The 14048-nt window shown below is 54.1% G+C and carries 16 protein-coding genes, 1 tRNA gene and 3 pseudogenes; 7 read left to right on the plus strand and 13 right to left on the minus strand.

All coding sequences use genetic code 11. From position 1 onward, the window contains the following. Nucleotides 1-172: 172 nt before the first annotated feature. From JHD74_RS07990 to ccmA, 10 genes and pseudogenes are all read right to left on the minus strand, one after another. Nucleotides 173-673 (minus strand): annotated as a pseudogene (locus JHD74_RS07990) (MlaA family lipoprotein); the annotation flags it as partial. 34 nt (nucleotides 674-707) lie between these two features. Next, nucleotides 708-1922 carry a c-type cytochrome biogenesis protein CcmI gene (ccmI, locus tag JHD74_RS07995; RefSeq protein ID WP_024529167.1) on the minus strand — a complete coding sequence of 405 codons (1215 nt, stop codon included), beginning with the start codon at nucleotides 1920-1922 and terminating at the stop codon, nucleotides 708-710. Further along, nucleotides 1922-2389 (minus strand): cytochrome c-type biogenesis protein, encoded by a 468-nt coding sequence (locus JHD74_RS08000; RefSeq protein WP_024529168.1) that lies wholly within the window; start codon nucleotides 2387-2389, stop codon nucleotides 1922-1924. The genes ccmI and JHD74_RS08000 overlap by 1 nt, the downstream gene beginning before the upstream one ends. Further along, nucleotides 2386-2937: a DsbE family thiol:disulfide interchange protein gene (locus JHD74_RS08005; RefSeq protein WP_024529169.1), complete on the minus strand. Its 552-nt coding sequence runs from the start codon at nucleotides 2935-2937 to the stop codon at nucleotides 2386-2388. The genes JHD74_RS08000 and JHD74_RS08005 overlap by 4 nt, the downstream gene beginning before the upstream one ends. Continuing rightward, nucleotides 2934-4904 carry a heme lyase CcmF/NrfE family subunit gene (locus JHD74_RS08010; RefSeq protein ID WP_199062344.1) on the minus strand — a complete coding sequence of 657 codons (1971 nt, stop codon included), beginning with the start codon at nucleotides 4902-4904 and terminating at the stop codon, nucleotides 2934-2936. Before JHD74_RS08010 ends, JHD74_RS08005 begins: the two co-directional genes overlap by 4 nt. After that, nucleotides 4901-5395: a cytochrome c maturation protein CcmE gene (gene ccmE / locus JHD74_RS08015; protein ID WP_024529171.1), complete on the minus strand. Its 495-nt coding sequence runs from the start codon at nucleotides 5393-5395 to the stop codon at nucleotides 4901-4903. The genes JHD74_RS08010 and ccmE overlap by 4 nt, the downstream gene beginning before the upstream one ends. Then, on the minus strand, nucleotides 5392-5643 hold the full coding sequence (ccmD, locus tag JHD74_RS08020; RefSeq protein ID WP_024529172.1) for a heme exporter protein CcmD: 252 nt from the start codon (nucleotides 5641-5643) through the stop codon (nucleotides 5392-5394). Before ccmD ends, ccmE begins: the two co-directional genes overlap by 4 nt. Continuing rightward, nucleotides 5640-6377, minus strand: coding sequence for a heme ABC transporter permease (locus tag JHD74_RS08025; RefSeq protein WP_024485095.1), 738 nt, complete (start codon nucleotides 6375-6377; stop codon nucleotides 5640-5642). Before JHD74_RS08025 ends, ccmD begins: the two co-directional genes overlap by 4 nt. Before the next feature lie 116 nt (nucleotides 6378-6493). After that, nucleotides 6494-7153 (minus strand): heme exporter protein CcmB, encoded by a 660-nt coding sequence (gene ccmB, locus JHD74_RS08030; protein WP_199062345.1) that lies wholly within the window; start codon nucleotides 7151-7153, stop codon nucleotides 6494-6496. Then, a complete protein-coding gene (gene ccmA, locus JHD74_RS08035) occupies nucleotides 7153-7785 on the minus strand; it encodes a cytochrome c biogenesis heme-transporting ATPase CcmA (protein ID WP_199062346.1) in 633 nt (210 codons plus the stop codon). Before ccmA ends, ccmB begins: the two co-directional genes overlap by 1 nt. Nucleotides 7786-8021: 236 nt before the next feature. Between ccmA and JHD74_RS08040 the strand changes: the two are divergent. The 5 genes and pseudogenes from JHD74_RS08040 to JHD74_RS08060 all read left to right on the plus strand — a co-directional run bounded on the left by JHD74_RS08040 (nucleotide 8022) and on the right by JHD74_RS08060 (nucleotide 10898). Next, nucleotides 8022-8972: pseudogene (locus JHD74_RS08040) on the plus strand (formate/nitrite transporter family protein). A 145-nt stretch (nucleotides 8973-9117) separates the two neighbouring features. Further along, nucleotides 9118-9192: transfer RNA gene (locus tag JHD74_RS08045), tRNA-Arg, on the plus strand. A 261-nt stretch (nucleotides 9193-9453) separates the two neighbouring features. After that, nucleotides 9454-9714, plus strand: coding sequence for a type II toxin-antitoxin system RelE/ParE family toxin (locus JHD74_RS08050; protein WP_024529227.1), 261 nt, complete (start codon nucleotides 9454-9456; stop codon nucleotides 9712-9714). Between the two features lie 61 nt (nucleotides 9715-9775). Beyond that, nucleotides 9776-10135, plus strand: coding sequence for a helix-turn-helix domain-containing protein (locus JHD74_RS08055; protein ID WP_024529228.1), 360 nt, complete (start codon nucleotides 9776-9778; stop codon nucleotides 10133-10135). Nucleotides 10136-10358: 223 nt separating this feature from the next. Continuing rightward, complete coding sequence (locus JHD74_RS08060; protein WP_024529229.1) at nucleotides 10359-10898, plus strand: DUF2058 domain-containing protein; 540 nt, start codon at nucleotides 10359-10361, stop codon at nucleotides 10896-10898. A gap of 16 nt (nucleotides 10899-10914) precedes the next feature. Here JHD74_RS08060 and JHD74_RS08065 read toward each other — a convergent pair whose 3' ends face one another. Beyond that, nucleotides 10915-11802 carry a LysR substrate-binding domain-containing protein gene (locus tag JHD74_RS08065; protein WP_029711211.1) on the minus strand — a complete coding sequence of 296 codons (888 nt, stop codon included), beginning with the start codon at nucleotides 11800-11802 and terminating at the stop codon, nucleotides 10915-10917. Between the two features lie 99 nt (nucleotides 11803-11901). Here JHD74_RS08065 and JHD74_RS08070 point away from each other — a divergent pair, with 99 nt between their 5' ends. Together JHD74_RS08070 and JHD74_RS08075 are read left to right on the plus strand one after the other, a co-directional pair. Further along, nucleotides 11902-12543 (plus strand): NADPH-dependent F420 reductase, encoded by a 642-nt coding sequence (locus JHD74_RS08070; protein WP_199062347.1) that lies wholly within the window; start codon nucleotides 11902-11904, stop codon nucleotides 12541-12543. A gap of 25 nt (nucleotides 12544-12568) precedes the next feature. Continuing rightward, a pseudogene (locus tag JHD74_RS08075) lies at nucleotides 12569-12752 on the plus strand (PTS fructose transporter subunit IIB); the annotation flags it as partial. A gap of 124 nt (nucleotides 12753-12876) precedes the next feature. Here JHD74_RS08075 and JHD74_RS08080 read toward each other — a convergent pair. After that, the gene (locus tag JHD74_RS08080) at nucleotides 12877-13086 is read right to left on the minus strand and encodes a glycogen synthesis protein (RefSeq protein ID WP_233169480.1); all 210 of its coding nucleotides are present in this window, start codon (nucleotides 13084-13086) and stop codon (nucleotides 12877-12879) included. Between the two features lie 158 nt (nucleotides 13087-13244). Next, entirely contained in the window at nucleotides 13245-14042 is a 798-nt protein-coding gene (locus tag JHD74_RS08085) for a molecular chaperone (protein ID WP_199062349.1), read from the minus strand. Nucleotides 14043-14048: the final 6 nt, after the last annotated feature.

The raw sequence follows: 14048 nt of genomic DNA on the forward strand, positions 1-14048 counted from the left end.
CCCCCCCCCCCCCCCCCCCCCCCCCCCCCCCCCCCCCCCCCCCCCCCCCCCCCCCCCCCCCCCCCCCCCCCCCCCCCCCCCCCCCCCCCCCCCCCCCCCCCCCCTCTTTTCAAGCAGAAGACGGCATCCGAGATGATACCTCCTGTCTCGTGGGCTCGGAGATGTGTATAAGAGACAGGTCACCACCGTCTTCACGGATGGTGAAGCTACCGTAAACCGGTAAGTGGACATACGGGCCGTAACCTACGCCGTAGTTCCCCAAGGTTCCACCGAAGCGGCGTGGTTCTTCACGCGCCAGTTTCGGGTTAGCCATACTGGCCACGTCGATCAACCCGCCCATCCCCAACAGGGTGTTGAGGAAGAAACGGTTGAAGTGCTTCATGCCCTGATAAGGGTTACCACGCAGAAATTCGTTCACCATGCTGGCTGGCTCTTCCAGGTTGGAAGTAAAGTTGCTCAAGCCATTACGCGCAGGCGTCGGGACGTAATCGCGCCATACCACCGCGACCGGGCGCAGCACGTAGGGATCCATCACGTTATAGTTGAAGTTAAACATCGCCCGGTTAAACCCTTCAAGAGGGTCGGAACGCCCTTGCGGATCGTCACCAGGCGAGCTGGCACAGCCTACCAATAACACCGTTGCGAAAGCCAGCCCAGTCAGGCGAAAGTTCATATATTTCTCCATGAAAACCCTTGGATTCTTTTTATCAGGGAACCTGTTTATCAATCTGAACGCTGACCTGCTCCTTGCCGCTATAGGCTTGCAGCGTACTATCGCCAAACCAGTCGCCCGCCTGCGGCGTTGCCAGACCATCCTGTGACAGCCTGACATGCACCTTCACCTTCTGCTGAGCCGAAAGCAGGCGTTCAGGCATCATGGCGTTGCTGTCATCCAATGTGAATGATAGCGGGAAACGACTAAGTGGCAATTGCTTGACCGCTACCGGCACCGGGTTGGTTCCATCGGTAACCGAAACGATCAGCGTTCCTTGTTGTGGTAATGCTTTTGCCGCCTCTGGCGACAGCGTGACAGTGACGGAGAGTTTAACAGTTTCTGCGCCCACCTGAACTTTTGCTTGTTCAATGCTGCGCTTTATCACTGCAACACGCTGGTCATCGGCTGGTAACAGTTTCAACATTACCTGCCAGGCACCGATCGCCTGTTGGTAATCGCCCTGTTCAAAGGAGTTGAACGCCAGCAGGCTCAGTACGCGCACGTTGGTGTGATCTTCTGCCACCATGGTGCGCAGCATCGCGGTCGCCTGCTTGTTGTCTTCCGGATCGCCAGAGCGCGTCAGCACTTCGGCATAACCCAGGCGCACTTCCATATTGCTCGGATCCAGGCTGTAAGCTCGAGCAAAAGCCTGGGTCGCGGTGGTGGCATTATTCAACGCCATTCCGACACGGCCAAGCATCATCCAGTCATTCAGATTTCTGTCATCATCCTGCAATGAGGTGCGTAATCCCAAGCCAAGACGAGCGATCTCCTCCATGCTCAGCGGCTGGGCACGTTCATTGGCCACCCGCGCACGCAGTTCCGGCATTTGGGATTCTACCTGATGCCAGGCCATAACCTGAGCCAAACCGCCAGTTTTCAGATAAAAGCCAACCGACACCACCACCAGCACCATCACGCCAGGCACCAGAGCCCAACGATTGATGGGCCGAGCAGGCTGCTCATCCGGTTGTCCAGGGATATCGTTCAGCAAGTTCTGTTGCAGCTCTTTGACCAGCTCAGGGCGTTCCGCAACCACCCCTTGATCTTCATCTTGTGCCAGCTCGTCGAGGCGATCCTGGTAGAACGCCTTGTTGAGCGTATCGCGGCTGGCCGCCGTACTTTCTTTGCCTTGGCGCATCACGGGCACGACCAGCAACGCGCTCGCACCGACCAACAGCACTATAATTATCAGCCAAAAAGCCATTAGGGTTTCTTCCTGTCAGTCTCTTTCAACAACGCCGCAAGACGCTGCTGCTCCTGCTCGGAGAATTCCTCGTTGACTGTGCCCGTGCGACGTTGACGGGTCCGCAGAATCACCACCGCCCCACCAATCAGCACAAACAGCAGCGGCCCGACCCACAAGATCAAGGTTGCTGGCGTCACCGGGGGTTCATAGGTCACAAAATTACCGTAGCGCGCCACCATATAGTCGATGACCTGCTGCTTGTCTTGCCCCTGCATCATCAGCTCATACACCTTGGTGCGCATGTCCGCCGCGATGATGGCGTTGGAATCGGCAATGCTGTTGTTCTGGCATTTAGGGCAGCGCAGCTGTTCGGTCAACTCGCGGTATTGCTGCTCCTGCTCCACCGAATTGAATTTGTAGGTGTCAATGGCCGCAGCGGCACTCCAGCTCAGCAATGCCGCCACCAGTAAGGTTATCAGCCTCATGCGTCGCCCCCATATTTACGATACAGCGGTAACACTTCCTGCTGCCAGACACGCTCGTTCATGTCCCCGGCGTGGCGGTAGCGAATTATGCCTTCACCGTCGATCAGGAAGGTCTCCGGTGCGCCATACACGCCGAGATCCAGCCCCAGCATGCCGTCGCCGTCGTACAGGCTCAGCGCATAAGGGTTACCCAACTGATTGAGCCACACCACCGCCTTCTGACGATCGTCTTTATAGTTTAGCCCCACTACGCGAATGCCTTTGGCCGCCAGAGTATTCAGATACTCGTGCTCCGCCCGGCAAGTAGGGCACCAGGTCGCCCACACGTTCAGCAATATCGGTTTGCCAGTGCGCAGCACCGCCTGATCGAAGGTTTTACCCGGATGATCCAAGGATTCAAGCTTGAAGGTCGGCACCGGTTTACCAATCAGCGCAGACTCCAGCATGGTGGGATCTTCCCCGCCGGCGTTACGCGTCAGCTGTACCAACAAGGCCACCACCAACAGCAGGAACAGGATTAACGGAATAAATAACAGTTTGCGGTTCATGCCTGCTCCCCTTGTTTGGCTTCACGTTTGAGTTTTTTGCTCATGCGATAGCGCGGATCGAGAATACACAACACGCCGCCGATCGCCATAAACACCCCACCGAACCAGATCCAGCGGACAAAAGGTTTGTAGTAAAGCCGCACGGCCCAGGAGCCATCGTCCAGCTCTTCACCCAACGCGGCGTAAAGATCGCGCGTCAGGCCACCGTCGATGGCGGCTTCCGTCATCATGCTGCGCGCCACGCTGTAATAACGTTTTTCCGTATGCAGGGTGGCTTCGGTCTTACCGTTGCGGGTGACATCGATAATCCCGACGCCGCCGGTATAGTTTGAACCACGGATATCGTGAACGTCGCGGAAGATGAAGCGATAGTCGTGAATTTCCACGCTATCACCGGCCTTCATGCGGACATCACGCTCAACGCTGTAGTTTTGGCTGAAAGCGATCCCGATCACCGTGACCGCCACGCCAAGATGGCCTAACACCATGCCCCAATGGCTACGGGAAAGATGCCTGAGCCCCTGCCAGAAACCGTGACGATGGGTCGCTCGCTCATGCAGCTCCATCAGGGTCAGCAAAATCACCCAGATGGCCATGATCAGCCCGACCACCGTCATGCCGACGATACTGTCTTGCAGCAGCCAAGGCAGCAGAATTGACAACACCAGCGTGATCACCAGCGCCACGCCCAGGCGACGCCAGAGCTTGGTGGGTTCGTCACGACGCCAGCGCACCAACGGCCCGATGCCCAGCAACAGCGCCAGCGGTGCCATCAGCCAGGTAAACATGGTGTTGAAGAAGGGCTCGCCGATGGAAATACTGCCCAGCCCCAACTGTTTATGCACCAACGGCAACAAGGTCCCCAATAACACCACCAGCATGGCAGCGATCAGCAAGACGTTATTGCCCAGCAGGAAGGTTTCCCGCGAGAAGGTTTCGTGCTGCACCCGGCTACGCACCTGCCCGCCCTTCACGGCATACAGTAACAGCGAGCCGCCAATCACGATCACCAGATAGGCGAGGATAAACATCCCGCGCGCCGGATCGGAGGCAAAGGAGTGAACGGAAACCAGCACGCCGGAACGCACCAGGAAGGTGCCCAACAGACACAGGGAGAAGGCCGTGATCGCCAGCAGCACCGTCCAGGCTTTGAAGGTTCCGCGCTTTTCGGTAACCGCCAGCGAGTGCATCAAGGCCGTACCGGCCAGCCATGGCATAAAGGAAGCGTTTTCGACCGGATCCCAGAACCACCAACCGCCCCAGCCCAGCTCATAGTAAGCCCACGCTGACCCCAACACGATGCCCATGGTCAGGAAGACCCAGGCCGCCGTAGTCCACGGACGCGACCAACGAGCCCATGCCGTATCTAGCCGCCCGGCCATCAGTGAGGCAATCGCGAAGGCAAAGGCCACCGAGAACCCCACGTAGCCCATATACAGCAACGGCGGGTGGAAGATCAGCCCGATATCCTGCAACAGCGGGTTAAGGTCGCCCCCGTCGATCGGGAAACTCGGCAAGGTTCGGGTAAACGGGTTGGAGGTCATAATGATGAACAGCAAGAACCCGGCGGTGATCATCCCCATCACCGACAACACACGCGCCACGGCATCCTGCGGCATTGCACGGCTACATATGGCAACCGCCAGTGACCAGCAGCTCAGTAGTAGCACCCACAACAGCAGGGAACCTTCGTGCGCTCCCCACGTCGCCGCAATGCGGTAATACACCGGTAGCTTGGTGTTGGAGTTGGCGGCTACATAGGAGACGGTAAAGTCATTGGTAATAAACGCATACACCAGGCAGGCAAATGCCAGGGCGATGGCGATAAACATGCCATAGGTTAACGGGCGGGCTACCGCCATCATGCGCGTATCCTGACGCGCCGCTCCCCATTGCGGATAAATGCTCAGCAGCAACGAAATCGCCAACGCCAGGCACAGCAGAAAACTTCCAAGTTCCGGCATCATGACTTGTTGCCCCCGTCCGGCGAATTGCTATAGGTAGCGGCCGGGCTTTTATGATTCTCTTTCATGGCATCCGCGACTTCTGGTGGCGTATATTTTTCATCATGTTTGGCCAATACTTCGCGCGCATTGACCACGTTACCTTCCCCCAGCACTCCTTGTGCCACTACGCCCTGCCCCTCACGGAACAGATCCGGCAAAATCCCGTTGTAGGTCACTTCGATGGCCCCGCGGGCGTCATATACCTTGAAGCTCACCTGCAGGCTTTGCTGATCGCGTTTGACCGAGCCAGGCATCACCATGCCACCGATACGCAGGCGCTGGCCCACCTCCGGCTTTTCATGCTTTTCGCCCTTGCCTTGCAGGATCTCGCTTGGGGTATAGAACAGGTCGATATTGGAGCGCAAGGCATACAGCATCAGCGTGGCGGTGAGCGCGACGCCAATCAGTACGACAATGACCAGATAGAGGCGGCTTTTACGACGTGGATTCACTGTGATTTCTCCCGCGAGTTAACAGACTGCGGTGTGGCTACGGATTGCTTTGACTGTTGTGACTGGCGGATACGCCGTTCACGTGACGCTTGGCGGCTGACTTCAGCCAGTAGCTGCTTGCGCTGCCACAGGGTGTGGACCAATAGCCCCAGCAGGGAAAGCAGGGTTACGGCCACGGCCAACCAAACGTAAAACGCGTAGCCGCCCATGGCGAAAAACGCCTGCCAGGAACTGAATGCAGCATTCATGACTGACGCTCCTTGTTAACCAACTCGGCGACCCACGGGCGCTGACGTTCCTGGAAAAGGATCAGGTTGCGCAGGCGCATCAAGGTCAGCGTAATAAAGAATAATAGGTAACCGAAGATCGCCCAACGCAGTGGGTAGCGCATACTTGGCGCAATGCTCTGCTGCATATTGGTTGAGCCCTGGTGGAGGGTATTCCACCATTCGACCGAGAAGTGAATGATCGGAATGTTGATCACCCCTACCAGCACCAGAATACCGGCGGCTCGCCCGGCCAGGCGACGATCGTCGAAAGCGTTATACAGCGCAATGATGCCCATATAAAGGAACAGCAATACCAGCTCTGAGGTCAGGCGTGCGTCCCACACCCACCAGGTGCCCCACATCGGTTTACCCCAGGCAGATCCGGTGACCAATGCAATAAAGGTGAACACCGCGCCGACCGGAGCCATGGCCGCGACCACGGTATCGGACATTTTCATCTGCCAGACCAGGCCGATAAACGCCGCTATCGCCATCGAGCCATAAATGCCCATCGACCAGATGGCCGCCGGAACATGAATGTACATGATACGGAAGCTGTCACCCTGTTGATAATCTTTAGGTGCGAAACCGAAGCCCCACACCCAGCCGACCAGCAGACAGATGGCGCCCGCTATCCCCAACCAGGGGACAAAGCGGCCACAGACATGGTACAGCCGTTCCGGCCTGGCAAATTGATGTAACCATTTCCACATTGTCGTCATTGCTCACGGTAAAAAATCATTCGGTAGCCGCTCCCTGATGGCAGAACGGCGAAAGTCTTGCGCACGGAAAAGCTCTTACAGGCATTCATCCGCGATTAAATTTCCAGCTAGTGTACGCTTACACGCAACGCAGCTGCGGTGGCAAAAGGCGCCAGCGTGATGCTGCCCGCCAGCATCGCACCCAGGATGGCCAGGTAACCGTCAATCGGCATCCCCATCGAGGCGGCATCTATCGCCGCGGTAGCGAAAATCAGTACCGGAATATACAGCGGCAGCACCAGCAAACTCAGCAACACGCCACCTTTGCGTAGCCCCACCGTCAACGCCACACCGATAGCACCAATCAGGCTCAGCGTTGGGGTGCCCAGCAGCAGGGTCAGCGCCATCGCCATCCAGGTATTCACATCCAGCGACAGCAGCAGCGCCACCAGCGGCGACAGGATCAACAACGGCAACCCAGTCACCACCCAGTGAGCACACACTTTGCCTAACACCGTCATTGGCAGCTGCGTTGGCAATAACAATAGCTGTTCCAATGAGCCATCCAGGTAATCATCACGGAACAATCGCTCCAGTGAAAGCAACGAGGCTAACAGCGCCGCTACCCAGATAATCCCCGGCGCAATTCGCGCCAGCAATTGCGGTTCTGGCCCAACGCCCAACGGAAACAGCGTGATCACGATCAGGAAGAACCACAGCGGGTTGACAATCTCGGAGCCTTTACGAAAGGCAATTTTCAGTTCTCGCCGCAGTATGAGGAAGAACATCAGGCGATCTCCGCGCTGGTCTGTGTCAGGCGAATTTTCCTCACCGCCTGCCGTGTTCCGGTTAAATCTTGATGCGTCGTTAGCAACACCATACCGCCCTGTTGTGCATGTTGCTCAAACAGCGCGGTCAGCTCCAACACGCCCTGCTTGTCTATGGCCGTCAAAGGTTCATCCAGGATCCACAGTGGGCATTTGCTGAGCCAGAGCCGTGCCAGCGCTACCCGCCGCTGCTGCCCGGCGGAAAGCTGCGCCACCGGTACATCCTCGTACCCCACCAAGCCTACCTGCTCCAACGCCTGCCAGATGGCCTGATGATCGGATGCCTGGCTAACGGCCTGGTAAAACTGCAAATTCTCAGACGGGGTCAGCATGGATTTAATCCCCGGCTGATGCCCCAGAAACAGCAGATCCAGGTGATATTGCTCACGGCGATGACGCGTATTTTCGCCCTGCCACAGCACTTCACCCGCGTCTGGCTGTGCCAACCCGGCCAAAATGCGCAGCAAGCTGGTTTTGCCAGCCCCATTAGGGCCTTCCACCTGAATAATGTCCCCCGGGCTCACCAAAAAACTCAACCTGTCAAACAGAGTACGTTCATCTCGTACACAACTAAGATTTCTGGCTTCCAGCATGGAGGACTCTTATTTTTCTTTGGGATAGCGAATCATAGCATAAGCCACAGTGCGCTCGAAGCCCGCAGCCTGGCTTGGATGTACTCCATTAGAGGTAATATTGCGCATCAGATCAAAATTGCGTAGAAAAAAACAGCAACGTTAAAATTTCGTTACTTTTTAATCATTTTCCCGGCGCACTTTCCTTCGCCCCATCAGCAACTACGCTTAGTTATCAGCCAATAGGAGAATGACCGTTGAGCGTAAAACCAGATCGTCAAGCCAACAGCGATGAAAGCAGCGTCAAGGTCGAAAGCGAAGAGCACGATCGGGGCAAATCCACCATTGAGGTCGATGAGCAAAAACTGCCCTCGCGCGCCGCTGCCGTACATGAACAAATCCGCATGGAGGGGGAGAAAGAACTGGAGCGTGACTGGCTGGCGCTATTGCTGTCGGCCTTGGCGGCTGGCTTGTCGATGGGGGCTTCCCTGGCAGCAAAAGGGATTTTTCACGCACGGCTACCGGATGACCCAAGCCGGTTTTTTATCGAGAACATCGGCTATACCTTCGGTTTTATCATCGTCATCATGGCTCGCCAGCAGTTGTTTACTGAAAACACCGTCACTGCGGTATTGCCCATCATGCATAAACCGACGCCTAAAAACTTCGTCATTCTGTTCCGCCTATGGGGGATAGTGCTGTTGGGGAATCTGCTCGGCACCGGCCTGGCCGCGCTGGCGTTTATCTATATGCCTATTTTTGATGAGAATACCCGTGCGGCCTTCACCAGCTTGTCGCAGGAAATCATGCATAACACCCCGCGAGAGATGTTTGCCAACGGCATCCTGGCGGGTTGGATCATCGCCACGATGGTGTGAATGTTCCCTTCGGCCAGAGCCGCCAAAATCTGGGTGATCGTGCTGATGACCTACCTGGTGGCAATTTGCGATCTTACCCATATCGTGGTCGGTTCCGTCGAAATCCTGTACCTGGTGTTTAGCGGCGCACTCCCCTGGCAGGAGTTCTTCTACCCGTTCGCCATCCCGACGTTGGCGGGCAATATCATCGGCGGCAGCTTTATCTTCGCTCTGATCAGCCATGCGCAGATCCGCAACGATATGAGTGACAAGGCCAAGGCCGAACGGCTGAAGACACAACGGGAGAATCAACCCAGGAAGGAACGCACGGATAAATCAGACCGCGAATAAAACTTCTCCAACCCGTTCGCAGCACATTTAAAGGTGGATAATCGGGAAAATGGGGCATAACGGGAGAAAACCGATTATATTTCAGGCAATCAGACCAATAGCCCCTTAAACCCAAGCGCAAAAATGGGTATACTGCGCCCGCCGTGTCCCCTTAGTTAAATGGATATAACGAGCCCCTCCTAAGGGCTAGTTGCAGGTTCGATTCCTGCAGGGGACACCATGTTGATGCCAACAAATCTCCCCCACGCGAGCAAAATCCAGTCACAGCAAAACTAAAAGAGAAACCCTACTACCTGCTCGTCGATTCGGCAATCCGATACCCTGCATACCATCCCCCGATCATCCCGACCAAGCGTTCTTTCGTGCAAAGCAAATCACAAAATATCGTATTTTAATCGTATTTTAGTTGTGATTTTTATCACCAAAACTTATTATCTAATCGACCAGTAAGGATAGCGCTCCTTAACAAAATGAGGAAATGATGGTTACGGTTCAATGGACGAAGAAAGCACTCAAGCAGTTGCTGTCAATCGACACCAGGTACCGCAAAGCCATCAGTGAGAAGGTTAACCAACTTGAAGATTTCCCTGCCGTAAAGCTCGACATCAGGAAGCTTCACGCAACTGATAACCAGTTTCGGCTAAGGGTTGGGGACTATAGGGTAATCTTCGAAATCACTGACGGTGAACCGGTCATCTGTGAGATTGCAGCAATTAAGCGTAGGTCATCGAAAACGTACTAAGGCGGGAAAACCCGCCCTTTCCTCATATAGCTATCAAAAGTAAAACCAGGAGTAACCGAAAATGGCAGTGCAAATTATCCGCAACGATAAAGGCGAACCACAGTATGCCGTGGTGCCCTACAGCGAATATGAAAAACTGATTAACGCAAAAACTGATTGGGAAGATGTGCCCTACACTGCCTCAAAATCCGATGATGTGACCGTGCCTAACGCGATCGTCAAGATCATGATTGACCAGGAAGTTTCTCTTCTGGCAGCCTGGCGGGTCTATCGGGACCTGTCTCAGTATGATGTGGCCCAAAAACTCGGCACCACCCAATCCACCGTTTCACAATGGGAGGCATCAGGCCGCCCTCAGAAGCGTACCCGTGAAAAACTAGCGGCGCTGTATGATTGCTCCCCCGAGCAGTTGATCCCCTAATCTTGCTCAGTGTAGGGGGCTGCAATGCTCCGCCCTTTAGATAACCAATGGGTTAACTCAGGCCGAACATGTTCGGCCCTTACAAATCAGCACCCATGCTGGCGCTGAGGACAGGGTATACTGTGTTATCAATATAATGTGTGACCGGCACCCGCTACCTAGCACAACCTCGTACGTTAAGGGTATAATCCAAGGCATTATTTAATCGGTTTCGGAAACGAACATGGCAAAGCTAACATTACAAGAGCAGCTGCTTAAAGCTGGATTGGTCAACAGTAAAAAACTGGCGAAAGTGGAAAGAACGGCGAAAAAATCGCGGGTTCAGGCTCGTGAGGCAAGAGAGGCCGTGGAAGAAAACAAAAAAGCGCAGGTTGAACGTGATAAACAGCTGAATGAGCAGCAAAAGCAAGCCGCCTTGGCCAAAGAATATAAAGCTCAGGTTAAGCAGCTCATTGAAATGAATCGGATCGTTATTGCAAATGGCGATATTGGTTATAACTTCACAGATAACAATTTAATTAAAAAAATATATGTGGATAAAACAACCCAATCTCAATTGATTAGTGGCCGTCTTGCCATTGCTCGGCTGATTACCGATAAGAATCCTGATGGCGAATACGCGATTATCCCCGCGATCGTGGCCGATAAAATTGCGCAGCGTGATGCGAGCAGTATTGTATTAAATGCCGAACTGAGCAAAGAAGCTAAAGATGAAGACGATCCGTATGCCGATTTTGTCGTGCCTGACGATCTGATGTGGTAAGTACTATTGCCTGACGTTAGCCATACTCCGCCATCACAGCATCAATAAAGCAGCGCAGTTTCTGCGTCGGATAACGGTTCGGCGAATACAGCAAATGCATTTCGCGCGAAGGTGCCTGATAATCTGCCAGGATCTGCGTCAACAGGCCGGAGGCAATGTAGCTTCTGAGCACCACTTCTGCTCCCAAAATAATCCCACCGCCGCTAAGCGCTGCAGACAGCAGCGCCGTAGCATTATTTGACTGCAAACGGCTGTTCACCTTGGCGGCGTACTGCTTCCCCCCTTTGGTGAAAATCCATTCTTTCTCTGAAGGACGGGACCAGTAAGTATATCCGAGGCATTCGTGATCGAGCAGATCTTCAGGTTGAGCTGGAGTACCATATTCGGCCAGATACCCAGGGGATGCGCAGGCAATTAGTTGGTAAGGTTTGAGTTTACGAGCAATCAGTGCCGAATCTGCCAACGGTCCAATGCGGATAACCGCCTCAAACCCTTCATCGACAAGATCCACAAAGCGATCGCTCAACGTCAATTCAACTTGAACGTCTGGGTAACGACGCATGTAGTCATTCACCAAAGGTGGCAGGCTGTATGCCCCAAATGTAACAGGCGCATTGACCCGTAACATTCCGCGCGGCATTGCGGTCATATCCTGGGCAACAGACTCAGCGGCATCCGCCTCGGCAAGCACAATTTTGCAACGCTCATAAAAAATACGCCCGACTTCCGTGAGGTTTTGCCGCCGGGTCGTACGGTTTAACAAACGGGTCCCCAAATGTTCCTCCAGCATGCTGATCTGTTTACCCACCATCTGCGGTGACAAATTCAGCACCTCGCTCGCGGCAGCAAAAGAACCGCAGTCCGTAACCTTCACAAACACCAACATGCACTTAAGCCGATCCATCATTCCCTACTTTTAGTTTCGAGTATCGCAACCTTACCTCTATTTATCACATAAAAATGATGAATTACAGTAGCCGAACTTAATCAAGGAGTTCACACCATGAAAATTGGCATCATCGGCGCAGGCTTTATCGCTCGTTCGCTCGCAGAACATGCGTTGGCTAAAGGGCATCAGGTTATGCTCAGTAATTCACGCGGGCCGGACACTTTATACAGCCTGAAAGTCGCTCTCGCGTGTGAAACGGGAACGGTGCAACAAGCCGTAGAATTTGGTGATATCGTCGTCATTGCGATCACGTTCAAACACTATGCGACAGTACCTGCGGAGGCGTTGCGCGGCAAAATCGTAATCGATACCAATAACTATTATCCCGAACGCGACGGTAATTTCGTCGAACTGGATCAACAACTCACCACCACCAGCGAATTGCTCGCACGTCACCTTTATGCATCTCACGTTGTGAAGGCGTTTAACTCCATACGCGTCATCGATCTGGATAAAGATGGCCGCCCACAAGGGGATGAACGGCGCCGCGCCCTGCCCTTCGCTGGGGATAATGAAGATGCCAAAAAACGGGTTAGCGATTTGATCGACCAGTTTGGTTTTGACGTGGTTGATGCGGGCGTACTGAAAGAAGGCTGGCGTTTTCAGCGCGGCTCGCCGCTCTACTGTGAATGGTTCAATCAGTCACAATTGAAAAAATCTCTGGCGGACCTGACGCGAGAACAGGTAATTGCATAGGCAACTTCCCACCTGTAACCAGGCAGTGATGAACTGCCTCACCGCTCAGGATATTTGCCGAGGTGGCCGTCATCATTCACGCCATCACCCCAGAGAATAACGAGCGTTTCGAACGCCGTGATGTATATGAAATTTCGCTTCACGATGCCATTAAATATACTGATGGCACCCTGCGTGAAATAGAAGAAATGGTTCGCTCGGGGCAGTAATAAAAAAACCGCACCGGCACAGGAATAAGGTGGATTTATGGCAATTAAAAAAGGCATATAAGGAAAGTAGAATTTAGGCAGGGCATTCATGAAAAAGCCCCGAAAACGGGGCCTTAGGGTGGATTCAAACGGTCTGGCTCTGCTTTTTGTAGATAGAACGGTAATGATTGAGCCGTTCGAAGAAGTTATCGCTCTGTTCACGCGACATATTACCCGCCACGCCGTTAGCATCGACTTCACGTCCCTGAAACTCCAAGAATGCCACCGTAGAAGCGAGAAAATCCATGTTGCTGGTGTTCTTGGCATAGACATAGCACTTTTCCAAAGTTTCCATGCTCTCCTCCTCAACGTTTACAGTAAAGTTGACGTGCCACAAGCAGGATGACAATCGCTCGTTAAATGTGCTGCACCTCTAAGAATACTCGCAAAAGCTAAAAAATATACGCCATACGTGCTGTGTGATTAAAAAACGAGCAAGGATCGCAGAAATACCTAGCGCGGCAAGGGCGACTGCGCAGCTTGCAAGACTTGCTCTGCCGTCACCACAGAGCCAAAATCGTCAAGCACCGAGTAAAACACCTTCATGCCAGCATTCACCGGGCCTTTAGCCGCCGTTAAGGCAAAATCAGCCTGCCCTTTTGGGCTTACCATTCCGTTTTCCGGCACCAAGGTAGCGACTGCCTGCTGCTTATCGCGGCCCACCATCATTTCAAGTAATGTCTGGTGAAAAGGCGTGGGGTTGCCGACCACCAACACTGGATTGCCACCCTGTTTTGCCAGGCTAAAGCGCAGTTGCTCCTGAACGTTGGTCGTGTTCACCGTCTGCAATGACCGTGGCCGGTAGAATAATTTGATCCGGGTTCTGAACGCCATCTGCATCTGGCTGGCCGTATTGGCCACTTTCGGCGGGATCTCCAACACGTTAAGCCAAAACACCGACTCACGATCGCTCGGCAGCGTGTGTTCTGCCCCGGTAAACAACACTCTCAGACGCTGTGCCCGCTTCCCGTCCAGGCGCAAGATTGGCGGCGATACGGTAAACGGTGTGGCGATTTTCTCCGGTTCCGCCTCACTATCACCATTGTCCACCCAGACTTGCAGCAACACCGCAGAGCGACCCTCGTTGGTCACGCGCAGCGTCGCTTCCTTATCCTTGCCGTTGACAATCAGGCGCGTGGCTCCCAGGTATATCTCGGCGTGGCTCTGTGGGATAAATAAGGCCATCACCATAATCACTAGCCAGCGGCCAAGCCTGCGATATTGTGTCGTGAAACCATACAAAGCTGCCATTTTCAC

This window comes from Serratia sp. ASV30, assembly GCF_016428815.1.
Taxonomy (GTDB): Bacteria; Pseudomonadota; Gammaproteobacteria; order Enterobacterales; family Enterobacteriaceae; genus Chania; species Chania fonticola_C.